The sequence below is a fragment of the Candidatus Acidulodesulfobacterium ferriphilum genome, from assembly GCA_004195035.1.
GTDB classification, from domain to species: Bacteria; SZUA-79; SZUA-79; order Acidulodesulfobacterales; family Acidulodesulfobacteraceae; genus Acidulodesulfobacterium; species Acidulodesulfobacterium ferriphilum.
In genome coordinates, this window is the sequence record SGBD01000001.1 from 850,689 (window position 1) to 877,655 (window position 26,967).

A 26,967-nucleotide genomic window follows, 5' to 3' on the forward strand; every position below is an offset into this window, starting at 1 on the left:
ATAATTATTCTTTAGCTAATATTCTTTGACATAAGCAGGGTAAATTCCCTTAAGAATGCGTTATTATAAAGATGGCTGTTTAAGTTCATCTGGTTTAACGCGTCCGGCATGTTTAATTTTATTCTATACGGCCTATTCCTTGTAAGAGAATCGAATTTGTTGGCGATTATTAAAATCTTTCCGTAAGTGGAAATATCTTCTTCTGTCTTGCCGAACGGGTAACCCGAGCCGTTTGAAGCTTCGTGATGGTCTAAAATACCGTTAATAATGTCATTATTCTCCATATCGTTTTGCAGCGCAATATCTTTTGAATATATAGGGTGTTTTTGGATTTCGTTAAGTTCGATTTCCCCCAAACCCCTTTTTGACAGAAGCGCTTTGGGAATTTTTAATTTTCCGATATCGTGTATAAGCCCCGCTAAACCGATTTCAAAAAGCGAAATTTTATTGGCAAAGCCAAGCCTGTTTGCCAAAGACATGGCATAAATACTAACATTAATCCCGTGGCTTACTTCATTATAATCGTAATCCGAAAGATTTAAAAGATTAGTAAAAGCAAATTCGCTGATTAAAAGATAATCGATTGTGGCTTCGATGGTTTTTTTGACATTTTCCTTATTATCCTTAAGATTTCCCGTTGTTATAAGATATTCCGCGTAAACTTTAGAATAAATATAAATTTTTACGGCCTTTTCTTCGAGAGCTAAATCTTTTGAGTTTACGATACTTTCCATATGTCCCATTATATCGCCGTCATATTTTTCTTTATCCTCTCCTTTAATGTAAAGATGGTCTACGCCGTTGTTTTTTAATCTTAAAGCATCGCTTTGAGAAAATATGAGGGCTTTTGCCCTGTATAAAATATAGTTTTCTCCCGATTTTATATAAAGGGGGTAGTCGGAATTTTTGCCAAAAATCAGGCTTTCGATTAATATCGGAAGATAATTTTCTTTTTTTTCCATGCAGGGAAGTTCTCCTTTTCTAAGGTCGCGCATGTTAGTTTAAAATTATATTATCACAGAGTTCAACCCTTTTTTTTGACAACCTTCCTTAAAATCTTCAGCCTGTTTTCTGTCCCCCACTATAGTTCCGTAATGCATAGGAATAGATACTGCCGCCCTGATTTTTTCGGCAGCGCCTATCGCTTCGGCAGGAGTCATCACATATGTGCCGCTAACCGGAATAAATAACAAATCGATATTTTTTGAGGCCAGATTGTCCATTTCGGGTACATGGTCAGTGTCGCCCGTATGATAAATTTTAACCCCGTTAAAAGTAACGATAAACCCGAGTTTTTTATCCTCTTTCGGATGATAAACCTTGCCCGGTTCCCGAAATTTGTTTATGTTATAAGCAGAGACGCCTTCTATATGCAAGTCTTTAAAATCGATTGAATCGCCCGGGGCAATAATTACGACTTTATTATCAAGCGATGCACCCATTTCTTTATGCGTCATTTTATTCATGAATAAAACGGTAGAATCTTTTATTATTTTGCGAATATCATCCATGGAAAAATGATCGAAGTGTTCATGCGATACGAAAATATAATCCGCTTTAGGTTCGCCGTCGTGCAATTTAAATGGATCAAAGTATAAATTTACCTTGCCGTTCGTTACCAGAAAACTGTCGTGGCAAAACCTTTTTATTTCAAGTCCTTTATAGTTAAACATAAAAAAACCTCCCGCAAATTTAATTTATTTGTTATCTTAATTATCAATGCAAAAGATATTAAAAGATTGTATTATATTTTATCATAATTATCGTGGAATTGTTAAGAATTAGAACATATAAATATATATTGTAATTATATATAGTTGTAATATATAATAATATCGCATACCCGCACTGAAGACGCTGCGGGGATGATATGTTTTGTTTTGCGGCGAACAAAATATCTAAAATTAATTTTAATAGTTTTAAAGTTATTCGAGGTTAAAACCATGAATGCTAAAAGAATCAAAAAGTTTTTCTTATTTACCGCATCCTTAGGTATGTTTGTCTTATTTTTAAGCGGCTGTGCGGCATATTACGGTCCGCTGGCCTCACCGGCATATTCGCAGGGATACATAAGCGTTGCTACGCCCAATTTTGCCTTTTCGTTCGGCGAAGGCGTAAACGCATATTATGCTCCCGAGTTTGGCGCCTATATTTACGGATATAACGGTTATTATTACAGGTGGCTTAACGGCGGCTGGGTTTACGCAAGCGTATATCAGGGTCCCTGGTATCCGGTAACCGCGGGGATTTTTCTTCCGGGTATATTGGCTTTTGGTCCGCCGCCCCCGGTAATTGCTTACAGGCCGTATTTTGTATGGTGGAGGATGCATGTAGGTCCATGGTATAGGGCTTATCATCCGGGCTGGTGGGCAAGGCATCAAATGTTTTTAAGGAATTACGGCGAATGGCGGTTGCATGTAAATCGTTTTTACCGCAATCATCCGTACCAAAACTGGAGAATGAGGAGACATTTCGGACCCAGAGGTCCTGAACACGGGGGTCCAAGACGCGAGGGTCCCGGACGCAGAGGCCCTGAACACGGGGGCCCGGGATTTATGCACGGGCATCACGGTCCATTTTTTGGGCATTAAGGATAAATTAGTTTCATTAGAAAATAAACACGGTTTAAAATTTTTGGCATTCAATAAACGGCAGGGAGGGCTTTATGGCAAATTTAAGAATTGCGATAAACGGGTTCGGCAGAATCGGAAGGAATGTTTTCAGGGTGTTTCAAGGTATGATAGAAAAGGGCAAAGAGATTGAAATAGTCGCGATTAACGATATTACCAACCCGCAGGTGCTTGCCCATCTTCTTAAATACGATTCCGTTCACGGTAAAGCTAATTTTTATGTCGGATATGATGTTGACCATATTATTGCGGATAGCAGGGAAACTTTGATTACGGCAATAAAAGACCCTTCCGAGCTTCTCTGGAAACATCTGAATGTCGATATTGTTATCGAATCGACCGGCCTTTTTACAAAAAGAGACGATGCGGCAAAACATCTTAAGGCAGGAGCAAAAAGGGTTTTAATTTCGGCGCCTGCCCATGATCCCGATGTTACTATCGTTCTTGGAGTAAACGATAAGATATATAACAAAGACAGGCATTTCATCGTTTCCATGGCATCATGTACCACAAACTGCCTTGCTCCGGTGGCCAAAATAATACATGAAAATTTTGCGATAGAAAAGGGCAACATGACCACGGTTCATTCTTATACCAATGACCAGAGAATCTTAGATTTGCCGCATAAAGATTTAAGAAGGTCAAGGGCCGCCGCCGTTTCGATTATTCCTACGACAACCGGCGCCGCAAAGGCGCTTTGCGAGGTGTTGCCAGAACTCAAAGATAAACTTGACGGGATGTCTTTAAGGGTGCCTACGCCCGATGTCTCTATTAACGATTTAGTATGCAAGGTTTCTAAAAAAACATCCGTTTTGGAGGTAAATTCAAAATTGGAAGAGGCTTCGGAAGGTTATTTAAAAGGAATTCTTGCTTTTAGCAAAGAGCCTTTGGTTTCGATAGATTATCTCGGAAATCCTTACTCCTCCACCGTCGATTCTTTAAGCACGAAGGTGATAGGAGACGATCTCGTTAAGGTTCTGGCGTGGTATGACAATGAATGGGGTTATTCCACAAGGCTTGCCGAAATGGCGGTTATGATGATGCAATAATGGAAAATATAGTTTACATCGACGAGATCGAAATAAAGAATAAAACACTGCTTATAAGAGTGGATTTTAATGTTCCGCTCGATCAAAACGGAAACATTACCGATGATACCCGAATTAGAGCGGTTCTTCCCACGATTAATTACTGTTTGGACGAGAATGCAAAGATAGTTTTAATATCCCATATGGGAAGGCCTAAAGGAAATAAGGTTCCCGAACTTTCGCTCATAGTGGTTGCGAAAAGATTAAGCAGGCTTTTAGATAAAGATGTTAAATTTGTAAACGACTGCATCGGAGAGTTAGCGGAAAATACCGTTAAGTCTGCATCTTATGGAGATATTATACTTCTGGAAAACTTAAGATTTTATTCGGAAGAAACAAATAATGATGAAGAATTCGGGAAAAAATTGGCATCGTTATGCGATATTTATGTTAACGATGCATTTGCAACGGCGCACAGGTCTCACGCCTCTAATGTTTCGGTTGCTAAATTCGTAAAAACATGTGCCGCCGGGTTTCTTATCAGAAAAGAGTTAAATTATTTTACAAGGGCGATAGAAAGCCCTATGAAGCCGTTTGTCGCCATTGTCGGAGGGGCAAAGGTTTCAGGGAAAATAGAGGTATTATCGAATTTTGCGGACAAGGTGGACAAACTTATAATAGGCGGCGCCATGTCTAATACCTTCCTTAAGGCTATGGGGTATGATGTCGGCAGTTCATTAGTTGAAGACGACATGATTGAATACGCAAAAAAAACCCTTGAAAAAATAAAAGAAAAAAATATAAAACTTTACCTTCCGGTAGATGTCGTTGTTGCCGACAGATTTACTCCAGATGCGGAAACTAAGGTTACCACCGTTCAGGAAATTCCAAAAGGCTGGATGGCGTTAGATATAGGTCCTGCAACGGTTACCCTTTTTACGGAGGCTATTCAAAATGCCAAAACAATTGTATGGAACGGCCCGATGGGCGTCTTTGAATTCGATGCCTTTAGCAGAGGAACATTTGCTTTGGTTTCCAGCGTGGCAAATGCTTATGCTCTCACGATTGTAGGTGGCGGAGATACGGATGTTGCCCTGCACAGAGCGGGAGAGTTTGCCAAAATGTCCTATGTCTCAACCGGCGGAGGGGCATTCCTGGAGCTTTTGGAAGGGAAGAAATTGCCGGGAATCGAGGCATTGATAAACTGCTCCAAAAAGAATAATTTAAAAAAATTGCTGTGAATCCTCATTATTAATTTAACCTATTAAATGAACTAAATGAAGAAAAAGTTAATCATATTAATTTCGATTTTCCTTCCAGTTTTAATTTTTGATCAATATTTAAAATATTTAGTTAATAAACGCATCTCGTTATTTCGGAAGATAACCGTTATAAAGCACTATTTCAATATAGTGCATGTCGATAATACCGGCGTTGCTTTCGGCCTTATGAATAATTACTCGTCTTTGTTTATTATAATATTTACGGCTTTAATTATTGTTCTTATAACCTATATTTTGTTTAAATTAAAAATTAGTTCGCCTTTATTTATAATTAGTTCGTCTTTAATAATTTCGGGCGCATTTTCGAATCTTCTAAACAGAATTTTTCAGGGATATGTCGTTGACTTTCTTGATTTTCATATTTACGGCTATCACTGGCCAAGCTTTAATCTTGCGGACAGCTCCGTTGTGACGGGAACAATACTGTTTTTTATTTCTATAATTAAGTACATATAGAATATTGTTGTAAGCATTATACATCATAAAAATGGAAATAGACAAAAGTTACGATTTTAATAAAATAGAAAGCAAGTGGCAATTCCTCTGGGAACAGGAAAAGACATTCGGCGTACAGAATAATATTTCCGCAAGCAAGCCAAAATTCTATTGCTTAGAAATGTTCCCGTATCCTTCGGGCAAAATTCATATGGGGCATGTCAGAAACTACGCAATCGGAGATGCAATTGCGAGATTCAAAAGATTAAAGGGTTGCTCTGTGCTTCATCCTATCGGTTTTGACAGCTTTGGGCTTCCTGCCGAAAATGCCGCAATAAAAAATAAAACAAATCCATCCGGGTGGACTAAAAGCAATATAGGTTCAATGACCCTGCAGTTAAAAAGACTCGGTTTCTCTTATGATTGGGACAGGATAGTAATAACATCCGACCCGTCATACTATAAATGGGAGCAGTTATTCTTTTTGCAGATGCTAAAGAATGGATTGGCTTATAAGAAGGCTTCAAATGTCAACTGGTGCGAGTCCTGCCATACCACGCTTGCCAATGAACAGGTTGAAGACGGCAAGTGCTGGAGATGCGGAAATAATGTAACGATTAAAAATATGGAGCAGTGGTTTTTCAAGATAACGGCTTACGCCGAAGAGCTGCTCGAAGATTTGGACGATTTGAAAGGCTGGCCGGATAAGGTTAGAACAATGCAAAAAAATTGGATTGGCAAGAGTTCCGGCTTAAGCATATTTTTTAAGATAGAAGGTTCCGAAGATAGCGAAGACGGAATAGAAATATTTACCACGCGGCCGGATACTATTTTCGGAGCGACTTTTGTTGCAATGTCCCCGTTTCACCCGCTTGCAAAAAAATTAGTTAAAGAGCCTGAAAAAAGAATCGAGTTAGAAAGAATTATTCACAATTCGTTAGTTTCAAAAGATATTGCGGAAAAAGAGGGTTTTTTTACCGGCTCTTATGCTATTAATCCGTTTACGGATAAAAAGATTCCGGTATATGTGGCTAATTTTGTCCTGATGGATTACGGAACAGGCGCGATAATGTCGGTTCCGGCCCATGACGAAAGGGATTATGAATTTGCAAAAAAATATAACCTTGAAATAATCAGGGTAATAAGGCATAAAAGCGGGTTTGAAAAAGAACAGGACGATAGTCTTCCATATATGCTGCAGGGGACAATTGTCAACTCAGGAGAGTTTAACGGGCTTTCTTCCGAAGAGGCAAAAGAAAAGATTTCGGCTTATGCGGAAAAATTGGGGATAGGTAAAAAAGTTATTAATTACAGACTCAGGGATTGGGGAATATCCAGACAAAGATACTGGGGGTGCCCTATTCCCGTGGTTTACTGCGAAAAATGCGGAACGGTTCCTTTAAATGAAATCGATTTGCCGTTAATTCTTCCTGACGGCATTACTTTTACGGGGGAAGGCGCTTCGCCTTTAGAAAAGCTGGAATCCTTTATAAATACAAAATGCCCTAAGTGCGGCGGCTATGCAAGGCGTGAGACCGATACAATGGATACATTCGTTGAATCTTCATGGTATTTTTTAAGATATACTCTTTTAAACAGGATAGAACAGGTTCCGTTTAAAAAAGACGATATATCCTACTGGCTTCCGGTTGATCAGTATGTAGGCGGGGTCGAGCATGCCGTTATGCACCTTTTATATTCAAGATTTTTTGTAAAAGTCTTGAGGGATTTAAATTACTTTGATTTAGACGAGCCGTTTGAAAATCTTTTAACACAGGGAATGGTTGTAAAAAACGGCGCCAAAATGTCCAAATCTAAAGGCAATGTCGTAGATCCCGATGAGCTTATTAAAAAATTCGGAGCTGATACGGTAAGGTTATTCATTCTTTTTGCCGCTCCGCCCGAAAAGGATTTAGAGTGGAACGATTCCGGGGTCGAAGGGGCATTCAGGTTTATCAATAAGTTTTACAAAACGATTATTACGGCTTATGCGGATATTTTTAAAAATATGGATAACGATTTTACAATGGAAGACGGAAGCGCGGACAACATAAATCAGGGCGTTAAAAAAATTGTTTATCAGCTTTCTCTGGTGATAGAAAAAACGGAAGCGGAGATGAACGGGCGTTATCATTTCAATACGATAATAAGTTCTTCAATGGAATTACTTAACAATTTTAACGATTATATGGCGGATGAGATTCAAAAAGAGGGGGTTTTAAATCCGGCGGATAGATATTTACTAAAGTATTTTCTAAACTCCGTGATTATAATGTTATATCCGTTTATTCCACATGCCTGTTCGGAAGCCTATGAAATTTTGAACGGTTCGGCAATAGAAAAGGCACCGTGGCCGGAGATTAAAGACACGGGATATATTCAGGAAAAATGCAATATAGCCGTGCAGATAAACGGGAAAATGAGAGACCTTGTTGTTGCAGATTTAAATGCAAGCGAAGATTCGGTAATAGAAGCCGCGTTGGACAGCAATAAGATAAGAAAATATGTCGCGCATAAAAGCAGTATTAAAAAAACTATATATATTAAAAATAAGCTTTTAAGCATAATAGTGTGATATGAAAAATAAATTTGCCTTAGTTGTTATTATTGCTTTTGCCTCTCTTTTTACTTCCGCTTGCGGCTTTAGCATGTTAAGTCAAAAAAATAGCTCCGTTAATATTTACGGCAGATATAAAAAATATAATAATATTTCTCAAATATTTATAAAGCCTTTTAAAAATTTAACCTATAAATCCGGTGTGGGAGTTTACTTTTCAAATAATCTCGCTTATTATTTAAATACCTCGACGGATATGTTTACCGCAAACCAGGGAGACGCAAGATATTATTTAACCGGAAAGATTGTTTCTATCCAAAATAGCGTTATGTCATACACCGGCGTTGCCGCGGCGGTTGAATATATGATAACGGCAACCGTACAGGTAAGCTTGTACAAGACAAGCGGAAAAATAATTTTTCAAAATGTTAATATCTCGTCCAGCGCTTTTTATTATAATTATATTAATCCCCTTATTGCGCATAAACAAGAAAAGGCGGCGTTGAAAACCGTGTCAAAAAGGGTTGCCAGAAAAATTGCGATATTTATCGAGTCAAAAAGATTAATAAGAAATAATAATATTAAGAAATAATCTATCCGATATTAAACCGTTCTTTCAAAGTTATAGCCGTTTATTTTCTTTATTTTTTTATACGCTATAAGGGTAATTTTTGCAAACAGGTAACCTAAAATTCCTCCCGCTATAACATCCAATGGATAGTGTTCGCCGTCGTAAACACGGGAAAAGGCAACTATGAATGCCAGAGTATAAAACAATTTATAGCGCTTCGGAAAAAGGTATGAAAGAGCAACGGCTAAAGAAAAAGCGGTAGTAGCGTGGCCTGATGGGAATGAGTATTCGGTGAGGTGCCTTCCAAGTAAATTAATGTGCACTGCGCCGTCTTTTATAAGGTTATGAAGCGCGACTATCGGCCTCGGCCTATTCACGAACCTTTTTATAATAATATCGAATATCCCGGGAACAAGCTGCGTCAAAACAAGCACAAAGAACGATTGTTTCAATTTTGAACGGTTATATATATAAACATAAACAAGAACAAGCCAGTATGCCACCCACCCGTTGCCCAGAAATGTAAATGCCCGCATATTTTCATTGAGAAAGGAAAAATGAAAATTATTGTTTATGAATAAAAAAATGGCAGTATCTAAATGAAGAATATAGGAAAGCATAAATAAATTTTTATTTTTGATTTTATAAATTATTAAGATATAATTTTAATAGAATTAATCCTGTAATGCAACCCGGGATTTTGTAATATTTCTTAAAATACTATTCTTATCGTCTAAAAAGGAGTATTTATATGCAGGCAGTTATAATGGCAGGCGGCTTCGGGACAAGGCTTAAACCCTTGACGAATAATGCTCCAAAACCCATGATACATGTGGCAAACAAACCTATGATGGAGCATGTCGTCAATCTGTTAAAAATACACGGGATAGTCGATTTAATTGTTTTGCTTTATGTGCAGCCTGAGGTAATAAAGAATTATTTTAAGGACGGGGCCGGTTTCGGGGTGAATATCGAATATGTGCTGGCGGAAGAAGACTACGGAACCGCTGGAGCGGTTAAAAATGTCGAAAAAATAATTAAGGACGGAAATGATGACGACTTTCTTGTAATCAGCGCCGATATAATTACCGATGTCAACTTAAAAAAGCCTATAGATTTTCACATCGGCAAAAAAAGCGATGCCACAATCGTTCTCACGCGGGTCGAAAATCCATTGCCTTACGGAATTGTCATTACCGACAGCGAAGGTAGGGTAACTAAATTTCTTGAAAAACCTACATGGTCCGAGGTTTTCAGCGACACGGTAAACACCGGAATTTATATCTTGCGTAAAAATGTATTAAAGCTTATCCCCGAAAAAAGCGAGTTTGATTTCTCGAAAGACCTGTTCCCCCTGCTTTTAAAAGAAAATAAGAACCTTTTCGGCCACATATGTTCCTGCTATTGGAGGGATGTAGGCACGCTTTCGGAATACAGGCAAAGCCATCTGGATATCATAGCGGGTAAAATAGATTTGAATGTAGAGGGGGAAACGCTTGCAAAGAACAATATAAAAATCGGCGAAAAAAGCATTATTGATATAAGCTGCGATGTCGAAAACTCGATATTCGGAAAAGATGTTCATGTACTTCAAAACTGCAAAATTAAAAATTGCGTTGTAGGAGATAACTGCATCATCGGTGAAAATACGGCGTTAAGCGGTTCCGTGGTCGGAAAAAATTCAAAAATAGGCGCAAATTGCGAGATTCAGGAAGCCATAATAGGATACAAATCAAATATCGGCAGAAATGTTTTTATCGGTTCAGGCGCCGTGATATCCGATGTTTGCAATATCGGCAACGAAGCGGTAATAAATCCCAATGTTAAAATTTGGCCATTTAAAAATGTGGAAGACGGGGCAATATTATCGGAAAGCCTGATTTGGTCGGATAAATGGAGCGCTAAGATATTCGGCCAATACGGTATAACCGCTCTCGCAAATCTGGAAATAACCCCTGAATTCGCGTCGAAACTGGGGGCCGCCTTTGGCGCAACGATAGGTAAAAACAGAACTATTTCAGTTTCGAGGGACAGCCATAAAACATCAAGATTATTTTCAAGGGCTATGATGTCGGGAGTTCTTTCCGTGGGGGTCAATGTAAACGACTTTAGCGATACTCCAATATCCATCGTTCGGTATCAGGCAAAGCAGTTTAAGAGCTATGGAGGCATTCATGTCAGAAAACACCCCTTTGATAAAAAACTGTTGAATATAAAGTTTTTTGACCACAACGGCTTAGATTTATCTCCCTTAGGCGAACAGAAAATCGAAAGATTGTTTTTTAGGGAAGATTATGCAAGGGTCGGTTCGGAAGAGACGGGAGAAATATTTTATCCCACGCATGGAACCGAATATTATACGGACGGATTTTTGAGTAAAATCGATACCGATAAAATTATAAAGAAAAAATTTAAGATTGTAATCGATTATTCGTATGGAAGTTCGAGCAAGATTTTTCCGGCGATAATTGGAAGGCTGGGGATAGATTCCGTTCATTTGAATGCAAATTTAGACCAGACGAAGATTACAAAAACGGAAAGGGAATTTAAAAAATCGCTTAAGGACTTGTCGAGTATTGTAAAATCTATCAGCGCGGATATAGGTATTTTTATCGACAACGGCGGAGAAAAGATATATATCTGCGATGAAAACGGGGATAATATAGACGGAAATACGGCATTGTCATTAATGTGCCTTCTCGTTATGAAGACGGAAAAAATGGATAAGATAATTTCCGTTCCGGTAAATTCATCGTGTAATATATTAAAAATGGCCAAGGATTATAACTTTGAAGTTATTTTAGCTAAAAACTCTTCCAACGCCCTTATGGAAAAATCTGCCGATTCCAATGTTTATTTTGCCGGCGATAACGAAGGGGGCTACATTTACTCTAAATTTATGCCCGCATTTGACGGAATGTATTCCGCGGTAAAACTTCTCGAGATGCTTGCCAGACTTAACACTACAATTAAAAATGAGATGCGTTATATCGAGCCGACCTATTTTGAATATAAAATAATTCCTTGCCCAACCGAGTTAAAGGGGTTTATAATGAGAAAACTCATAGAAAAATACAGGGATGAAAATGCGTTATTCATCGATGGGATAAAGTTGATAAAGCCAAACGGTTGGGTTCTGGCATATCCGGCTTCCGAAGGCGCCCATTTTGAGATATTTTCCGAAAGCAGGGAAAAAGACGAAGCATTAGCTTTAATAAATCAATTTAGCGGCGATATAGATAGGTGGAAAAATGAAAGAAATTTCAGCGCTCTGTCATAGCAAGGAAAGCCCTTGGATCGAGTTCGGAACATCCGGTTACAGAGGCAGGATTGCGGACGATTTTACTTTTGATGCCGTCAAAATCGTATCGCAGGCTATATGCGATTTTTTAACGGAAAAATACGGCGGTTCGTTTCCTTCAAAAAAGATAATCATAGGCTATGATACAAGATTTTTATCGGAAGAATTTGCAAAATTAAGCTCCTGTGTTTTTTGCGCCAACGGGTTTTCCGTGATTTTTGCAAACACCTTTACCCCGACGCCGGTTATAGCTATAAAAATCCTGAAAGAAAAAGCCTTAGGGGCAATAAACATAACGGCAAGCCATAACCCTTATAATTACAACGGGATTAAGTTTTCCCCCGATTGGGGAGGACCCGCTCTTCCCGAAGATACGGAAATTATAACAAGAAAATCCAATGAACTTTTAAAATTACCCGAATATAAATTTATGGACATAGATGATGCGAAAAACCGAGGGTTATTGGTAGAGGCGGATTTTATAAGTGATTATGCGGATTTAATAAAAACTAAATTAGATTTAAAACTTATATCGAAAAATAATAAAAATATATTTCCTTTCATAACCTCTTTGCATGGAACGGGGCAGGGTATTATAGGAAATGTATTGAAAGAAGCCGGTTTTGAATTTGAAGAAATCGATAAGGAAAGAGATGCATTTTTTTTGCCGGGCATGGCGCCAGACCCTTCCGCTAAAAATTTGAGAGGTTTGGGGAAATTAATTAAAGATTATAATAAAAATGCGGCAGGAAATAAACCTGGGAAGCTGGCATTAGGGCTTGCGACAGACGGGGATGCCGATAGATACGGTATATTGGATGAAGACGGGGAGCTTGTCGAACCCAATATCATTTTTCCGCTTCTTTATAATTATTATATAGAGGGAAAGGGCATAAAGGGTGATGTTGCAAGAAGTGTGGCTACTACCGCCTTAGTCGATAGGGTTGCGAAATATTACGGTTTTAAAGTCATCGAAACCCCCGTCGGCTTTAAATATCTCGGTAAACTTATATCGGAGGGCAAAGCCGTAATGGCAGGGGAGGAATCCTCCGGGTTAACGGTAATGGGGCATACCCCGGATAAAGACGGAATTTATACATGTCTTTTAGTTCTTGAAATGTTATCCTATTATATGAAGCCTTTAAAATTGCTTGTGAAAGCCCTTCTTGAAAAATTTGGGCCTATTTATAGCAAGCGAATAAATGTTCCGGTGGATAAAGAAAAATTTAAAGCGGAAATCGACGAGAAGATGGAAAATTTTCCGTCCGTTTACGAAGGCAAGAAAGTTACCGGCAAAAATACGGCCGACGGCTATAAGATATTTTTTGACGACGATTCGTGGCTTTTGGCAAGGCTTTCTGGAACCGAGGATTTAATGAGAATCTACGGCGAATCCGATACGGCAGAAAATCTTAATACCTTAATAAATTCATTTCAAGAATATTTAATTTAACTCAAAAAATAAATTATGAAATTTTACACTATTCCGGCAGGGCCTTTCGAGGTAAACACATACCTTGTATTTAATGATAAGAATGGCAAAAAAGAGGGCTTTATAATCGACCCTGGAGGCCAGGAAAAAAGAATAGACAAGATAATAAAGGATGAAAATATAGATTTAAAATTTATACTTAATACGCATTGCCATATAGACCATGTAAGTATGGATAATTATTTTAAGAGAAAATACGGCATTAAAATTATTGCCAACAAAAAAGATGAACTTATATTAAAAAACTTGAAAAATCAGGCTGAATACTTAGGATTTGATTTTAATGAAAATGTTGTAATAGATGAATATTTAACCGAAAATAATGTTATCAATATAGGGGATATTAGTATTCTGCCGATTTTTACGCCGGGGCATTCCCCTGGCAGCACATCATTTTTAGTAAATGAAAAATATCTTTTTAGCGGAGATACCCTTTTTAAAAGCACTATCGGAAGAACTGACATTTTAGGCGGCTCGTTTGACGAGATTATAAGTTCTATTAAGAACAAATTATTAATAATAGGTGACGACATAATAGTTTTGCCGGGTCACGGCGAAACCACCACCATAGGGGAAGAAAGAAAATATAACGCGTATTTAATCTAACCCGTCATTCCTGCGCACTCATGAAGTTCCTAAGGAACTTCATGAGTGCCTCGAAGAGGCGCATATCTTCGCTTGCACGGTCGTTTTCGCATGTCGAAAACGCAGGTGAAGATGGCGCGAAGCGTTAATCCAGTAATGTATGAATATGCAAAATGCGTAACGATATTTAATATAGCTTAATTTCAATGCTTTTAAAATTATGACATTAAAAGGCAAAAATATTCTTTTATGTATAACCGGTTCCATTGCCTGCTATAAAAGCGTTGATTTATATAGAGAGCTTAAAAGGGAGGGCGCAGATGTTAAAATAATAGTCAGCTCGTCCGCCGCCAAATTTATCTCTCCTTATATTTTTGAATCTTTCGGGGAAGAGGTTTTTAGCGATGATGCTTTCAAGAGCCCTCTTGCCCATGTCTCGCTTTCCAAATATGCCGACCTGATATTAATTGCTCCCGCCACATTCAACACAATAAATAAACTTGCCGCAGGTATAGCGGATACATTAATAACTCTGGTTGTTTCAGCCTCGCAGGATAAACTAAAGGTTCTGGTTCCGGCAATGAATCCAAATATGTTTTCGAACAAAATATTAAAAGAAAATTTGAACAGGCTAACTGAACATAATTTTTATCTTATTTCACCGGGAATGGGAAATATGGCCTGTGGCGATTTTGGAGAAGGAAGGTTTCCCGACACTTCCGACATTATGTTTGAACTTGAATCGGTTTTTAAAGAAAAGACGCTTAAAGGCAGAAGAGTTTTAATAACGGCAGGAGCTACAAGGGAATATCTCGACCCTGTGAGGTTTCTTTCAAACGCCTCCAGCGGAAAAATGGGTATCAGCCTTGCCAACGAAGCGGTGAAACTCGGTGCGGATGTGTCCTTAATAGCCTTAAATATCGATGCCTCCTGTCAATATATCAATAAAAACATAAGAATAATAAGATGTAAAAGTTTTGCCGATTTGAAAGATGCATTATTGAGTGAATTTAAACGGTGCGGCATACTTTTGATGGCGGCCGCCGTTTCGGATTATAGCTTTAAAGAAAAAAGCTCAAATAAGATAAAAAAGGGGGACTTAAATCTTAATATAGAGCTTGTTCAGAATGAGGATTTGTTGAAGGCTCTGTCCGAAATGAAAAAAGAGGAACAGATAATTTTCGGTTTTGCCGCCGAAACCGATTCCGTGATAGAAAACGGAAGGAAAAAACTTATGGAAAAATCATTGGACTATATCTTTATCAACGATGTTTCAAAAAATGTTATAGGCGAAGACGAAAATGAAGGTTTTTTAATAAACAAAGAAGGCGAAATAAAAAGGTTCGTAAGACAGCTAAAAACCGAACTTGCAGGGAAACTTCTTGCAGAAATACTAAGGTAATAAATTAAGGACAAGTCCCTCATTTTATATTTCTTTTATCCACTTAAAACCGTTATGAATAAATCAGGCAGATTTCAATATATATGGATTGGTTTTTTGACATTTTTTACGATTTTTGGATTTGCCGTAAATAGCCTGCTTGCGCGGGTAGCGTTAGATAAAAATGCGATAACCCCCGTATTTTATAGCTTACTCCGCCTTGGAAGCGGAGCGCTTATTCTTTTTTTATTGGTATTCCATAAAAAAAATCAGCTTCCAAAGCCGAAATACTTATCCGCATTTGCCTTATTTGCTTATGCGTTCTGTTTTTCCGTCGGTTATGTTTTTGTCGGCGTGGCGGTCGGAGCGCTTCTGTTGTTTTCCGCAGTCCAATTTACGATAATAGGAAATGCGGTGTTTATCTATAAAGAAAGACTTAATATATTGCAAATATCAGGGGTGATAATTGCGATGGCCGGCTTTGTCTTGTTTGTATATAAAGGCTTAAATGTTCCCCAAAATATTATCGGATATTTTGGAGCCGTTATGATGATTATTTCAGGAATAGCATGGGGAATTTATACGCTAAAAGGCAAATTTGAAAAACAGTATGTATTAAGAACTGCGTCAAACTTCGTTTATTCATTAATTTATTTTATACCCTTTATCGTCATATTTGCTTTCCTAAAAAATGGTTTTATTAACGAAAAATTTATTAATACGCCGTATGTATATTTGCATCCCATAATTTACGGTATTTTATCGGGGGCTATATTTTCGGCACTTTTCTATGTAATATGGTATAAGGTGGTAATAAAATTATCCCGCGTTTTAGCGTCATCGGTTCAATTATTAGCGCCAGTTATGGCCGCATTTTTAGGAATAATATTTTTAAACGAAAAAATATCATATACCTTTATAATTTCTTCTATTTTAATCTTAGGAGGCATTATACTTGTAATAATAAAGGAAAAAACTGCGGAAGCGCAAGAATAAATTTGACAAAAACCCTATAGTAACCCCTCTGACGGCGGCTGCGGTCAAGAGCCGCAAGCCGCAAGACTAATCTAACCAATTGCCTGCCGATTTCGGCTTGCAGGTAAAATTAATTTTAGAAACCGGTCAGCCAATCACTACATCTTCCGAAACCGGGGCCGAATTTTTATCCGGCATCAGGTAGCTTTTAACATCTACGACATTTTCGGGGCTGTTGCCCTTTACCGAAAGGATTACATAAGAATAATATGGCCAGGAGGCGTTTATATCGAAACTTGAGGGTATTGCGGGGTGGTTGGGATGTGAATGATAAAAGCCTATGATTTCCAGATTTTCCTTTCTTGCAATTTTATCCATTTCAAGCATATCTTTCGGTTCGATTTCAAAGCTGTCCCATGCTATTTTTCCAAAGCGGTTTTCGGCGGGATAAACCTTTACGATTACTCTATCGTCTCCCTCGAGCCTTCCTAAAAGCCCCCCGCATGCTTCGTACGGAAAAATTTCCGTCGCATGCTTTTTGATAATTTCAAGTTCGGTTTCCGGAATTATTATAGCCATAATAAAATTATAACTTAAAAGTTAAAACATATAACTAAAATTTGTTAAATTTTATAAGCCGCAGGGGCTTACAAAATCCTTAAATTATAACTCGGTAAAAACCCTTGTAGAAAGGTATCTTGAGCCTGTGTCGGGCAATACCGTCGCAAAATTCCCCCTGTATTTGCCCGCAAGTTTATAAATGCCGTACACATTGGCTCCGGAAGAAAATCCGCATAAAAGTCCTTCTTCTTTAATAATTCTTTTAAGCATTGCATAGCTTCCTTCAGTGTCGACCTTTATAAAATCGTCTATAATTTTATTATGGTCGAAACCTTCGAAATTCAGGGAATAGTTGTATTTCCAACCCTCTATTCCGTGCATTTCGCTATCCGGAACTATTGCTATGACCTTTATTTTATCGTTATATTCCTTAAGCCTTTTTCCTACGCCGAGTATTGTTCCGCCAGTGCCGATGCCGGTCGCAAAACAGTCTATATTTCCGCCCGTCTGATTGAGAAGCTCCGCCGCGGTTGTTTCGTAATGCGCCAGCGGATTACACGGGTTATTATACTGGTCCGGCATATAATATAAATCTTTGCCTCCCCTTGCGTATTCCTCCATCGACCTTTTTATTGCGCCGTCATGGCTTTCTTCCGCGGGGGTAAGTATCAATTCCGTTCCAAAAAGCCGCATTATCTTTTTTCTTTCCTCGCTCATATTGGAAGGGGCGTAAATTTTAACCTTAATCCCCAAAAAAGCCCCTATCATAGCAAATGAAATACCGGTATTGCCCGAAGAAGAATCGATTATGGTCATATTGTCTTTTAAAAGTCCCTTTTCAAGAGCATTTTTTATCATATACAATGCAGGTCTGTCTTTGACGGAACCGCCGGGATTAAGGCTTTCTAATTTTGCGTATAATTTTGAACCAGCCCCCGGGTTAATTATTTTGTTAAGCAAAACCGCGCCAGTGCCGCCTATATTCGACAGGGAACTAAACAGATAAGGATTATTTTTTTCCATCTTTTTCGACGATAATTTCATAATCGGTATCGTTAATTTTATTAATAGACAGGACTTTATGGCCCTGTTCCTCCATAGAGCGTGGGACATTTCTTATGGCGGGTTCATAATCGACGATAACCCTTAAAATTTCCCCTTTTTTCATCTTTTCTAAAGCAAGTTTGGATTTTACGAATGTAAAGGGGCAAATTTCCCCTTTTATATTTAATTCGCTATTACTGTTATATTCCGGCATTTAATTAATTCTCCTTTCTAAATTCACAAAAATCTTCATAATCTATCAAATCAAAAACGCTGGGGGACTCCCCGCATAACGGGCAGGTTTTGTCCTGCCTTAGTTTCATCTCGGTAAATTTCATATCTAATGCGTCATAGATTAAAAGTCTGCCGTTCAAGGTAAGGCCTACGCCAAGAATAATTTTTATAGCCTCGTTTGCCTGAATTGCTCCTATTACCCCGGGAAGAACTCCCAAGACCCCTGCCTCCTGACAGCTCGGAACCAAACCGGGGGGAGGGGGCGACGGAAACAAGCATCTGTAGCAAGGCCCTTCCTCCGGCAAAAATACCGTTGCCTGTCCGTCAAACCGAAAAATAGAACCGTAAACAAGGGGTTTTCTCATAAAATGGCAGGCATCGTTTATTAAATATCTTGTCGGAAAGTTATCGGTGGCATCTATTATTACATCATAATCTTTTATTAAACCCTTTATGTTTTCCGAACTAATCTTTTCCTTATAAGTTACGACATTAACATCGGGGTTAATCCTTGCGATAGAATCTTTTGCAGAGTCCACTTTGTACCTTCCCACGTCACGAGTGCCGTGCCATATTTGCCTTTGAAGATTAGACAGATCAACCGTATCGAAATCTACGATGCCGAGTGTTCCGATTCCTGCAGCGCCCAGATAATATCCGCAAGGAGCGCCGAGCCCTCCCGCTCCGATCAATAACACCTTTGAGGATAGTAATTTTATCTGCCCCTCGCCGCCCACCTCAGGCAATATTATATGTCTTGCATATCTTTTAATCTGTTCTTCGGTAAATTCCAAAATATTATATCCTCCGTTAAATTTTGCATTAGTTATTCTACCACATCGAGAACAATTGGTTCCACCGTTACGCCTTTTGATTCCAAAAATTTGATGGCTTTTTCTATCTCCCTAGGTTCGCCTTCTATCTCTATAGCAATTATTCCTATATCGTTCGAGATACTTGCACTTCTTATATTTGTAATAACATTGTAATTTTTACCTGCAAGATAGATTAGCGGTTCTTTAATAGCTTCCTGTGGATAGTTAAGATAAAATTTTTTCTTTTCGGCCGCGCCTCCCGCAATTGCGGGAATTATGGAAATCGTGTCCCCGTCTTGAACTTTTGAATTTATGCTGTCTATAAATCTGATATCCTCATCGTTAAGATAAACATTAACAAATCTCCTAACTTGGTCATTCTGTTCACATATTCTTTCTTTAATACCCGCAAAATTTTTTTCAAGGTCGTTTATTATTTCGATAATGGTTGAACCGTTAGAATCGACCTCCGCTTTTCCGTTAGTTAAAGACCTTAAAGGTGTTGGTATTCTGACTTTTACTGACATTTAATCCTCCTGCTATGATAATTATAAATTATTATTATTTATGATAAGAATTTTTTATTTTATACTTTTTTTAAAATTTAAATAATTTAAGTTCTTTTAGCTTTTACCCCTGATTTTAGCAAGCACCTTTTCGAATTCTTCCAAATTTGCATCGATAGTTGCCGGTTCTTTCAGCTTTCCGTTAATTGCCTCCAGCGTTTTTAAGCCGTTGCCCGTTATGGCAAGAACCGTAGTTTCATTTTTATTGATATAACCCTTGTCTATCAGCTTTTTTGCCACGGCAACGGTGACGCCGCCGGCGGTTTCGGTAAATATTCCTTCCGTTTTGGCTAAAAGTTTCATCCCTTCGACGATTTCATCATCCGTTGCATCCTCGCCGTATCCCCCTGTTTTACTCATAAGGTCAGAGGCATAATATCCATCGGCAGGGTTGCCTATTGCAAGAGATTTTGCTATCGTGTCCGGGGTTTTAACCGGCTTGATGAATTCCCTTTTTTCTTTGACGGCGGCGGTTATCGGGTTGCATCCCGCAGCCTGAGCGCCAAAAATTTTGGTATGCGGCTTTTCTTTTAGCAGGCCGCAATATTCGAATTCGTCTATCGCCTTTCCAACCTTTGTAATTAAAGAACCTCCAGCCATAGGAACAACCACATTATCCGGCGCTTTAAAGCCGAGCTGTTCAAGCATTTCGAAGGTAAGCGATTTTGAACCTTCGGCATAATACGGCCTTAAATTGATATTGACAAAACCCCAGTTATGTTTTCCCGCAATTTCCGTGCAAAGCCTGTTGACCTTGTCATAACTCCCGTCAATTTTAACCAAATTGGTGTCGTAAATCAAAGTCCCCAAAACCTTTCCGATTTCAAGGTTTGAAGGAATAAATACAAAACTTTCGTAACTTGCCGACGCCGCCAAAGCCGCAACCGCGTTGGCAAGATTTCCAGTCGAAGCGCATGCCACAACCTTAAAGCCAAATTCTTTAGCTTTGGCTATCGCAACAGACACAACCCTGTCTTTAAAGGATAATGTAGGGAAATTTACGGCATCGTTTTTGACATATAATTCTTTAACGCCTAATTCCTTTGCAAGATTATCCGCTTTCACAAGAGGGGTATAGCCCACATTTTTACCTATTTTAATTTCCCCTTTTATTGGAAGCAGTTCGCGATAACGCCACATATTAGGCTCTCTGGATTTAATTTTATCGATACTTATGTGTTTTTTAATTTCGTCATAATCGTAATCTACCTCAAGAGGTCCGAAGCAGTAATCGCAAACATAAAGGGGGCTGTCAGGGTATTCTTTGCCGCATTCACGGCATTTTAAACCTTTAACGAACATTTTTTCTCCTTCTTTTAAGTTGTTTTATTTAAGCTGTCTATTTTTTTATTTAAGCTGTATATTTTAAGATAATGACAAAATGCCGGATTGAAACTAAAAAACCCCTTCTTCCTGATAAATATAGAAGAAGGGGTTTTAAAAACTCAATTCTTCTTATCTTCCAGGGATTAACCTGCGGGAATTAGCACCGATTTCTATATTGCTATCGGTTGCTGCGGTATCTAACGGGCCCGTCCCTCCACCGCTCTTGATAAGAAACAAATTTGTATATAAATATAAAAAGATCTATTGTTTATTAATATTAAATATTGGGCTAATAAACATATTTTATTATGTATAACATTATTTATAAAGAATGTCAATATAAAACCTTAATCCAGTATTTACGTAAAATAGGAACATTTAAATATTTTCTATTGCAGGATTAAGGTAAAATTGCCAAAAAAAGGCAAATATAATTTGCATGGAGGTAAAAAACAAATTATAATGAAATTTAATAGGCAAAATTGCTTATAAATTATTTAAGAGATTTTTAAAAGGGAATAAAATGTCTAATAAGTCCGGCAGTTATTGTTCTGAACAGGAACATAATCTAATTGCTAATTGCTTAATATGCGGGCATTCTCTTGAATATCTGCCTTTCGCCGTCGAGCTGACCTGTTTTTACTGCGGCAAAAAAGAAAAGGGGAGTATCGTTTGTTCGTCGGATAGGTCTCATTACGTTTGCGACGACTGCCATAACCTATCTTCTTTCAATTATATAAAAGATTTTATATTATCTACGGAAGGCAAAAACCCTTTCGAAATTACATTCGATATTTTAAATAATCCAAGCGTAACGGTGCCTATGTTAGGATGCCACCATGCTTATATTTTAACGGGAGCGGTTTTAGCTTCGCTAAAAAACAGGGGATACGTGCATATTTCAGAAGCCGATATCGAAGAAGCGTTTTACAGGCTCTCAAAGCAGGCTGTAGGAGGCTACTGCGGCTTAAGCGGCGTTTGCGGCATAGTTCCTGCGGGCGGTATCGTATATTCAATTTTAACCGGTTCGGTCTGCGGCAAGGATATTGAACAAAAAATAACCATGAAGATTACGGCTCTTCTTTCCAAAGCCGTATTCGATTTAACGGGACCTTCATGCTGTAAAGCTTATCTCTTTAAGGCTCTTGAGATAATCTCCGCAAGTCTTTACGAAGATTTTAACTTTCTTTTAATAGATAACGATGTAGATATATCATGCAATTTCAAGGAACTGCATCCCCATGGGTGCATGCAGGAAAAATGCCCTTATTTTGCCCCTTCTTATACCGTTAGCGTCGAATGGTTAAAAGAAAATTTGAAAGATACGGCTATATCCCGGTTCCTCAAGGTTGCTCCCGTTGAAATAAGTTTGAAGCTCGATAAATCCAGCCTTGAAAGCAATAACAATATACCTCCTGCTCCCTGCTGAAAGTAATATGCCTTAGGTTTAAGGTAACGTATTTTTATTTTTCTTCATAAAAAGTCCGCCGTATATAACGGGGGCAAGCCACAGGGACATAAAAACGGATATTAATAAGCCTCCCATAACCGCAACGGAAAGGGGTTTCAGGAGGTCGGTTCCTCTTCCTATGCCTATAGCCAGCGGCAGAAAACCGAAAACGTCGGCAAGCATAGTCATAAGTATCGGGCGGAGGCGTTCTCTGGCGGCAAGAAAAACGGACGAAGGGCTTGGGGACGAGTTAACCGCGCCGCTTATCTGCCTTGACCTTGCGAATATAAGGATCGCGTTATTGGTGGAAATAGCAAAAACTAAAAGAATACCGAGAAATGCCGTGCTATCGAGTTCTATGCCCGTTATTAAAAGGGCGGCAAGCGCCCCTGCTCCAGACAGCGCAATAGCTGTCATAGATGCGACTGCCGCCCGCTGGCTTGCAAACTGGAAACCAAAAAAGACAAAAATCAAAATCAGTGCAAAGATAAGCATAACCGCCATCTGCTCGAAGCTCTTTACCTGAGAGCGGTAGTATCCTCCGATAGAGGCTGTAACAGACGGCGGAAGATGCATTGAACCTATAACGAAGCGCGCTTTAGCCGCTCCTGCCGAAAGACCTTCGCCTTTTACGGGCTGAATGAAGATATAGGCATACGGAGCCATATTCTGGTGGGTTATAAAAGGGACGGCTTTTTTGACGCGTATTTTAGAAAGATAATCTAATCTGGTATGCGTGCCGTTTTTAAGGGTAAAAGGCCAGTTTTTTAGCTCCGGCAGGGTGACGGATTTGTTTTTAAGAAAAACGCGTACCGGCAGTACCTGTTCGCCGTACAGCAAAAAGCCCGCTTTTTGTCCCCACAGGAGTCTTTTGACTTTATCCGCTATAACGGGCGGCGGTACGCCGTAAGCCGCCGCGTAATCGGACGGCGTCAGCGTTATTTCCGGTCCTGCCGAAGGAGATTTAAAATTGACGTACTGGAAATCGCCGGTTTTTCTTAGTTTACCTGCTAAAGTTTTACCGTATTTTCTGAGCGTGCCGGAGCTTTTGCCGAAAAGCATAACTTCTAAAGGCGCATGGGAGCCGGATAAAAACCCGAGACGGTTTACCATGAGCTGTTGAAAATTAAGGTCGATAAGGTCGGGAGCCGCGTTATGAAACTTATTATAAAGCCCTCTCATTATTTTTTCGGTTGTTTCGGTGCGGTTTCTTCTTAATACGATTGTCAAATCGCCTTTGTTAGGCGTAGAATAAGGGTTGTCCAAGCTCCTGCCGACTACTAAGGAAACCCTTTTTACGTTAGAGTTTTCTTTAGCGATATGCATAAGATATTTTCCGGTTCTTTCGGTGCCGGCAACACTGCTTCCCACGGGAGTCCTGAACGGAACGACAAAAATTCCCTCGTCCCATTTCGGCAAAAAAGCCGTCCGCAGATAAAACATAGAAAACGCTATAGTTATTATCAGCGCAAAAATTACCGGCAATGCAAACCAAGGCGACCTCATGCCCTTAATCAGTATATAGCCATAAATTTTTCTAAGCCTGTTTTTTTTATAAATTTTACTTTTTTTTCCGCCGTTTTTTCTTTTTGCAAGCATTACGGTAAGTATCGGGGTAAGAGTTAAAGCCGTCAGCTGTGACGTTATCAGCGCGATAACTATCGAAAGCGCCATCTGTTTAAAAAGGATGCCGAGAGTTCCGTGGATAAAGATAAGGGGTATAAAAACTATGGAAGACGTAATTGTCGCCGCGGTCATAAGCGGAAGTATTTTGCCTACACGCTCTAATGCCGAGTCGCCGCCTGTTTCATTCGCCAGCCCTCCCTTCATCTTATGAAAACCTCTTTCCACTATGACAATCGCATGGTCTATCATAGCCCCTATCGAAGCGGTTAATCCGCCGAGCGTCATAATATTAAGACCGAAGCCTAAGGCATTAAGAATAACGACCGTTAAAGATACCGAAACGGGTATCACGGCAAGGGCTATAAGAGCGCCGTCCATACGCTTTAAAAAGAGGAATACTACGAACAATGCTATTAAACCGCCGAGAATAAGCGCAATCCAGACATCTTTAAGATTGGAATGGATAAGCCGGCTTGTATTATAGACTGAGATTATTTTTAAACCTTTCGGCAGGCGGCTGTTTAAAGATTTAATGCGGCGGCCGATATTTCCGGCGACTTTAACCGTATTTATATTTAAATCCGGCATAATATCAATTAGAAGTGTATGCCGGTAACCGCTTACCGCCGCTTCGCGGATTAACGGCGGAGAGATTATATTTACCCTGCCTAAGGCTTTTAAAGGCAGAAGAGTATGCCTTACCGGAATCATAAGGTTTGACAGGTCTTTTATATCTGCCGGACGCGGGGTGGTCGCGATTACGAACTGCTTATGATATGTATTCAGCACTCCCGAAAAAAAAGGTCCCTGATACGACCTCAGTATTTTTACGATGTTTTCCGGACCGATATGATACTGGGCAAGACGAAGCGGATTTAAGTTTATTCCGGCCTCCGGCCAGCCGCGCCCGGTTCCTTCTATTTGATAAATTCCTTTAATGGAAAGTAAAGCCGGCCTGATTTTAAAGGCAAAAACCGACATCATATCGGAGCTGTTATAATCTTTCCTATTCGAAACAAGGGCATACTCGGCAAAAGGATATACGTTAGGGGACATCAGCCGGACGGTCATCTTGCTTCCCGGCGGCAGCGCCACCTGGCTTAAGCGGGATTCAAGCATTAAATAAGCTATATGCGGTTTTATGTTCGATTGAAAATAAACGGTGATTTTAGATATGCCGTTGCCCGTTTGGGAGCGGACGAGACGGACGCCGGGTTCTCCTTCCGCCGCGGCTTCGAGAGGCTTGGTCGCCTGAACAAGCATAAATTTTACGGGAAGTCTGCCGCTGTGGACTAAAACGGAAACCCTTGGAAAATTGACATCGGGGAAAATGCTTTCAGGCATATTGCGCGTATAGAACCAGCCGATGCCGATAACCATTAAAGAAAGAAGAATTATCGAAAACTTATTTTTTAAAAGAAAATTAAGATATCTTTTCAATGTTTTATCTCCACGGCAATACCGGATACAAGCCGTGTAACGGGGTATATTATTACGGGTTCGCCGGCGTTGATATCTCCTTTAACATATACCTTGCCGTCTTTCCGTCCTATTACTTTTATTTTCACGGCTTGAGCTTTGTTATGTTTTACCGCAAATACGACCGTCCCGCCTTTAAGCATAACAACCGCTCTTTCTGGCAAAGAAAAGGCGGTGGCGGAAGGTTCGGCAAAACGAAGGTTAACCCATTCTCCCGGTAATAAAGGAGAATTTTTGGGCAGGCTTATATAAACAGGCACAAGACCGTTATGAGCGGCATTGCCGCCGATAGAAATTATCCTGCCGGTTTCCTTAATGCGCCTTCTTTTTATTTCGACCCGCATATTAATATAAAGATTAAAACTCTGGGAAGGAGTTAAATATGTCCTTGCCCACGGCAATCCTTTGCCGTTTAACACGGCAACGGGGCTTCCCGCCGCAACTATTGCGCCGTCGGCCGTGAGATAATGCACGGTTCCTTTAAAATGTGAAATAAGGATGCCTTCGCGGTCAAGGGACTCAAGGGCGTGAAGAGACGAATATGTGCTAGACAGATTTAAAGCCGCCCGCTCCAATGTTTTTTTTGCCGCAACTCCGTAATTAAATAAAAGTTTTTCTCTTTTAAACTTTATCTTCGCGTATTTTACCGAAGCCTGCGCCGAAATAATTTTTGCGTATAAGCCGGGACTTACGACCCTTGCGATAACCGTTCCGGCGGTTACGGATTTTGGGAAAGGAAAGGATTCTATCAGCCTTCCCGTAAAAGGAGCCGTAAAAACCTGTCTGCCGTTGCTGTGAACCTTTCCGGGCGAGGTAATATTTTTTACCGCAAGCGTTTTTTTTGCATAGGCGACTTTTACCGGCATTGCGGAACCGGCAAAAGCTAAGGGCATGCCGATGCTGTAAACGATACACAAGGTTAAAATTGAAATTGAAATAAACACGGTTGTTCTTTTCATAGTTTTCCGTCTCCAGAGGGGATTATTCCCATATCTATATCTAACTGAGAAATTGCCAGATAAAACTCGTTTACTGCTTTAGCAAGTTCTATGCGCGATTTTATCCAGTTATTCTGGACTTCCTGTAATTCAAGAGCGTTAAAGGCTCCTGCTAAGTAACCTTCTTTTGTCATTTTAAAAACTTCCCCAGATTTTTTGACTAAAATTTTTGCTCCATAAATTTTCTTTTTTGAGGCTGCCGCTCTGCCGTAATCAATTGCCAGCCTTTTTTTTACGGATAATTTAACAGCGGATTTTGCGGATTTTAGCGCCATAAGCCTTTCACTTGCCGCATCAATAGAACCTTTATGAAGTCCAAAATTATAAATAGGGATGTTCAGCATAACAAAAAACTGCCACCCCAGATTCGGGGCATCGAAGGAATTTACGGTGTCCTCTCCGTATGCGGCGCCGCCATGAATACTCGGAAGTCTTCCTGCTTTATTTATTGAAACGAATGCCTTTGCAGATTTAATTTCAGCGCGTACTATTTTAATCAGCGGCTGTTTTTTTATAGCTTTAGAAATCAGCCTGTTTAAAGGAGGAATCCGGTAATTGACAAATGCCTGACCGCAAATCACAACTGTTCTTTCTCATCATAAGTTTTACATTCATTATACCAAACAAATG

The 26,967-nt window shown here is 39.4% G+C and carries 24 protein-coding genes and 1 riboswitch; of the genes, 12 read left to right on the forward strand and 12 right to left on the reverse strand.

The annotated features are described in order from the left end of the window. Positions 1–11: 11 nt before the first annotated feature. The gene (locus tag EVJ47_04285; GenBank protein ID RZD15496.1) at positions 12–995 is read right to left on the reverse strand and encodes an HD domain-containing protein; all 984 of its coding nucleotides are present in this window, start codon (positions 993–995) and stop codon (positions 12–14) included. A gap of 12 nt (positions 996–1,007) precedes the next feature. Continuing rightward, positions 1,008–1,673, reverse strand: a complete 666-nt coding sequence (locus EVJ47_04290; GenBank protein RZD15497.1) for an MBL fold metallo-hydrolase — start codon at positions 1,671–1,673, stop codon at positions 1,008–1,010. A 270-nt stretch (positions 1,674–1,943) separates the two neighbouring features. Here EVJ47_04290 and EVJ47_04295 point away from each other — a divergent pair, with 270 nt between their 5' ends. The 6 genes from EVJ47_04295 to EVJ47_04320 all read left to right on the forward strand — a co-directional run bounded on the left by EVJ47_04295 (position 1,944) and on the right by EVJ47_04320 (position 8,525). Beyond that, a complete protein-coding gene (locus tag EVJ47_04295) occupies positions 1,944–2,591 on the forward strand; it encodes a hypothetical protein (GenBank protein ID RZD15498.1) in 648 nt (215 codons plus the stop codon). A 74-nt stretch (positions 2,592–2,665) separates the two neighbouring features. Then, positions 2,666–3,679: a type I glyceraldehyde-3-phosphate dehydrogenase gene (gene gap, locus EVJ47_04300; GenBank protein ID RZD15499.1), complete on the forward strand. Its 1,014-nt coding sequence runs from the start codon at positions 2,666–2,668 to the stop codon at positions 3,677–3,679. Further along, complete coding sequence (locus tag EVJ47_04305; protein RZD15500.1) at positions 3,679–4,899, forward strand: phosphoglycerate kinase; 1,221 nt, start codon at positions 3,679–3,681, stop codon at positions 4,897–4,899. Before gap ends, EVJ47_04305 begins: the two co-directional genes overlap by 1 nt. Before the next feature lie 36 nt (positions 4,900–4,935). Continuing rightward, entirely contained in the window at positions 4,936–5,397 is a 462-nt protein-coding gene (gene lspA, locus EVJ47_04310; protein RZD15501.1) for a signal peptidase II, read from the forward strand. Positions 5,398–5,428: 31 nt separating this feature from the next. Next, a complete protein-coding gene (locus EVJ47_04315; protein ID RZD15502.1) occupies positions 5,429–7,951 on the forward strand; it encodes a leucine--tRNA ligase in 2,523 nt (840 codons plus the stop codon). A gap of 1 nt (position 7,952) precedes the next feature. Next, positions 7,953–8,525 carry a hypothetical protein gene (locus EVJ47_04320; GenBank protein ID RZD15503.1) on the forward strand — a complete coding sequence of 191 codons (573 nt, stop codon included), beginning with the start codon at positions 7,953–7,955 and terminating at the stop codon, positions 8,523–8,525. An 11-nt stretch (positions 8,526–8,536) separates the two neighbouring features. On the opposite strand, the gene EVJ47_04325 is transcribed toward EVJ47_04320, so the two are convergent. Beyond that, complete coding sequence (locus tag EVJ47_04325) at positions 8,537–9,124, reverse strand: phosphatase PAP2 family protein (GenBank protein ID RZD15504.1); 588 nt, start codon at positions 9,122–9,124, stop codon at positions 8,537–8,539. A gap of 131 nt (positions 9,125–9,255) precedes the next feature. On the opposite strand from EVJ47_04325, the gene EVJ47_04330 reads away from it, so the two are divergent. From EVJ47_04330 to EVJ47_04350, 5 genes are all read left to right on the forward strand, one after another. After that, complete coding sequence (locus EVJ47_04330) at positions 9,256–11,784, forward strand: nucleotidyltransferase (GenBank protein ID RZD15505.1); 2,529 nt, start codon at positions 9,256–9,258, stop codon at positions 11,782–11,784. After that, positions 11,756–13,258: a phosphoglucomutase/phosphomannomutase family protein gene (locus EVJ47_04335; GenBank protein RZD15506.1), complete on the forward strand. Its 1,503-nt coding sequence runs from the start codon at positions 11,756–11,758 to the stop codon at positions 13,256–13,258. Before EVJ47_04330 ends, EVJ47_04335 begins: the two co-directional genes overlap by 29 nt. Before the next feature lie 15 nt (positions 13,259–13,273). After that, positions 13,274–13,903 carry an MBL fold metallo-hydrolase gene (locus tag EVJ47_04340; protein ID RZD15507.1) on the forward strand — a complete coding sequence of 210 codons (630 nt, stop codon included), beginning with the start codon at positions 13,274–13,276 and terminating at the stop codon, positions 13,901–13,903. A gap of 199 nt (positions 13,904–14,102) precedes the next feature. Then, positions 14,103–15,284, forward strand: coding sequence for a bifunctional phosphopantothenoylcysteine decarboxylase/phosphopantothenate--cysteine ligase CoaBC (coaBC, locus tag EVJ47_04345; GenBank protein RZD15508.1), 1,182 nt, complete (start codon positions 14,103–14,105; stop codon positions 15,282–15,284). A gap of 54 nt (positions 15,285–15,338) precedes the next feature. Next, on the forward strand, positions 15,339–16,259 hold the full coding sequence (locus tag EVJ47_04350) for a DMT family transporter (protein ID RZD15509.1): 921 nt from the start codon (positions 15,339–15,341) through the stop codon (positions 16,257–16,259). A gap of 126 nt (positions 16,260–16,385) precedes the next feature. On the opposite strand, the gene EVJ47_04355 is transcribed toward EVJ47_04350, so the two are convergent. The 6 genes from EVJ47_04355 to EVJ47_04380 all read right to left on the reverse strand — a co-directional run bounded on the left by EVJ47_04355 (position 16,386) and on the right by EVJ47_04380 (position 20,760). Next, positions 16,386–16,817 (reverse strand): M67 family peptidase, encoded by a 432-nt coding sequence (locus EVJ47_04355; protein ID RZD15510.1) that lies wholly within the window; start codon positions 16,815–16,817, stop codon positions 16,386–16,388. An 84-nt stretch (positions 16,818–16,901) separates the two neighbouring features. After that, positions 16,902–17,912: a PLP-dependent cysteine synthase family protein gene (locus EVJ47_04360; GenBank protein RZD15511.1), complete on the reverse strand. Its 1,011-nt coding sequence runs from the start codon at positions 17,910–17,912 to the stop codon at positions 16,902–16,904. Beyond that, positions 17,809–18,057 carry a sulfurtransferase TusA family protein gene (locus EVJ47_04365; protein ID RZD15512.1) on the reverse strand — a complete coding sequence of 83 codons (249 nt, stop codon included), beginning with the start codon at positions 18,055–18,057 and terminating at the stop codon, positions 17,809–17,811. The genes EVJ47_04360 and EVJ47_04365 overlap by 104 nt, the downstream gene beginning before the upstream one ends. A gap of 4 nt (positions 18,058–18,061) precedes the next feature. Beyond that, complete coding sequence (gene moeB / locus EVJ47_04370) at positions 18,062–18,874, reverse strand: molybdopterin-synthase adenylyltransferase MoeB (protein ID RZD15513.1); 813 nt, start codon at positions 18,872–18,874, stop codon at positions 18,062–18,064. Between the two features lie 29 nt (positions 18,875–18,903). Then, complete coding sequence (locus EVJ47_04375) at positions 18,904–19,419, reverse strand: hypothetical protein (protein ID RZD15514.1); 516 nt, start codon at positions 19,417–19,419, stop codon at positions 18,904–18,906. Between the two features lie 96 nt (positions 19,420–19,515). After that, complete coding sequence (locus EVJ47_04380; protein RZD15515.1) at positions 19,516–20,760, reverse strand: threonine synthase; 1,245 nt, start codon at positions 20,758–20,760, stop codon at positions 19,516–19,518. A gap of 150 nt (positions 20,761–20,910) precedes the next feature. Beyond that, positions 20,911–21,017, reverse strand: a riboswitch (SAM riboswitch). 290 nt (positions 21,018–21,307) lie between these two features. Here EVJ47_04380 and EVJ47_04385 point away from each other — a divergent pair. Then, a complete protein-coding gene (locus EVJ47_04385; GenBank protein RZD15516.1) occupies positions 21,308–22,213 on the forward strand; it encodes a hypothetical protein in 906 nt (301 codons plus the stop codon). A gap of 18 nt (positions 22,214–22,231) precedes the next feature. On the opposite strand, the gene EVJ47_04390 is transcribed toward EVJ47_04385, so the two are convergent. Genes EVJ47_04390 through EVJ47_04400 form a run of 3 tightly spaced genes read right to left on the reverse strand, consistent with a single transcriptional unit; the run spans position 22,232 to position 26,918 of the window. Next, entirely contained in the window at positions 22,232–25,300 is a 3,069-nt protein-coding gene (locus EVJ47_04390; GenBank protein ID RZD15517.1) for an efflux RND transporter permease subunit, read from the reverse strand. Then, positions 25,297–26,298: an efflux RND transporter periplasmic adaptor subunit gene (locus tag EVJ47_04395; GenBank protein ID RZD15518.1), complete on the reverse strand. Its 1,002-nt coding sequence runs from the start codon at positions 26,296–26,298 to the stop codon at positions 25,297–25,299. Before EVJ47_04395 ends, EVJ47_04390 begins: the two co-directional genes overlap by 4 nt. Next, positions 26,295–26,918, reverse strand: a complete 624-nt coding sequence (locus EVJ47_04400; protein ID RZD15519.1) for a TolC family protein — start codon at positions 26,916–26,918, stop codon at positions 26,295–26,297. The genes EVJ47_04395 and EVJ47_04400 overlap by 4 nt, the downstream gene beginning before the upstream one ends. Between the last annotated feature and the right edge of the window lie 49 nt (positions 26,919–26,967).

Bases quoted from the DNA above. Each gene is read 5' to 3' on its own strand.
- EVJ47_04285 (RZD15496.1), bottom strand. From the start codon at position 995: ATGCGCGACCTTAGAAAAGGAGAACTTCCCTGCATGGAAAAAAAAGAA.
- EVJ47_04290 (RZD15497.1), bottom strand. From the start codon at position 1,673: ATGTTTAACTATAAAGGACTTGAAATAAAAAGGTTTTGCCACGACAGT.
- EVJ47_04295 (RZD15498.1), top strand. From the start codon at position 1,944: ATGAATGCTAAAAGAATCAAAAAGTTTTTCTTATTTACCGCATCCTTA.
- gap (RZD15499.1), top strand. From the start codon at position 2,666: ATGGCAAATTTAAGAATTGCGATAAACGGGTTCGGCAGAATCGGAAGG.
- EVJ47_04305 (RZD15500.1), top strand. From the start codon at position 3,679: ATGGAAAATATAGTTTACATCGACGAGATCGAAATAAAGAATAAAACA.
- lspA (RZD15501.1), top strand. From the start codon at position 4,936: ATGAAGAAAAAGTTAATCATATTAATTTCGATTTTCCTTCCAGTTTTA.
- EVJ47_04315 (RZD15502.1), top strand. From the start codon at position 5,429: ATGGAAATAGACAAAAGTTACGATTTTAATAAAATAGAAAGCAAGTGG.
- EVJ47_04320 (RZD15503.1), top strand. From the start codon at position 7,953: ATGAAAAATAAATTTGCCTTAGTTGTTATTATTGCTTTTGCCTCTCTT.
- EVJ47_04325 (RZD15504.1), bottom strand. From the start codon at position 9,124: ATGCTTTCCTATATTCTTCATTTAGATACTGCCATTTTTTTATTCATA.
- EVJ47_04330 (RZD15505.1), top strand. From the start codon at position 9,256: ATGCAGGCAGTTATAATGGCAGGCGGCTTCGGGACAAGGCTTAAACCC.
- EVJ47_04335 (RZD15506.1), top strand. From the start codon at position 11,756: ATGAAAGAAATTTCAGCGCTCTGTCATAGCAAGGAAAGCCCTTGGATC.
- EVJ47_04340 (RZD15507.1), top strand. From the start codon at position 13,274: ATGAAATTTTACACTATTCCGGCAGGGCCTTTCGAGGTAAACACATAC.
- coaBC (RZD15508.1), top strand. From the start codon at position 14,103: ATGACATTAAAAGGCAAAAATATTCTTTTATGTATAACCGGTTCCATT.
- EVJ47_04350 (RZD15509.1), top strand. From the start codon at position 15,339: ATGAATAAATCAGGCAGATTTCAATATATATGGATTGGTTTTTTGACA.
- EVJ47_04355 (RZD15510.1), bottom strand. From the start codon at position 16,817: ATGGCTATAATAATTCCGGAAACCGAACTTGAAATTATCAAAAAGCAT.
- EVJ47_04360 (RZD15511.1), bottom strand. From the start codon at position 17,912: ATGTCCCACGCTCTATGGAGGAACAGGGCCATAAAGTCCTGTCTATTA.
- EVJ47_04365 (RZD15512.1), bottom strand. From the start codon at position 18,057: ATGCCGGAATATAACAGTAATAGCGAATTAAATATAAAAGGGGAAATT.
- EVJ47_04375 (RZD15514.1), bottom strand. From the start codon at position 19,419: ATGTCAGTAAAAGTCAGAATACCAACACCTTTAAGGTCTTTAACTAAC.
- EVJ47_04380 (RZD15515.1), bottom strand. From the start codon at position 20,760: ATGTTCGTTAAAGGTTTAAAATGCCGTGAATGCGGCAAAGAATACCCT.
- EVJ47_04385 (RZD15516.1), top strand. From the start codon at position 21,308: ATGTCTAATAAGTCCGGCAGTTATTGTTCTGAACAGGAACATAATCTA.
- EVJ47_04395 (RZD15518.1), bottom strand. From the start codon at position 26,298: ATGAAAAGAACAACCGTGTTTATTTCAATTTCAATTTTAACCTTGTGT.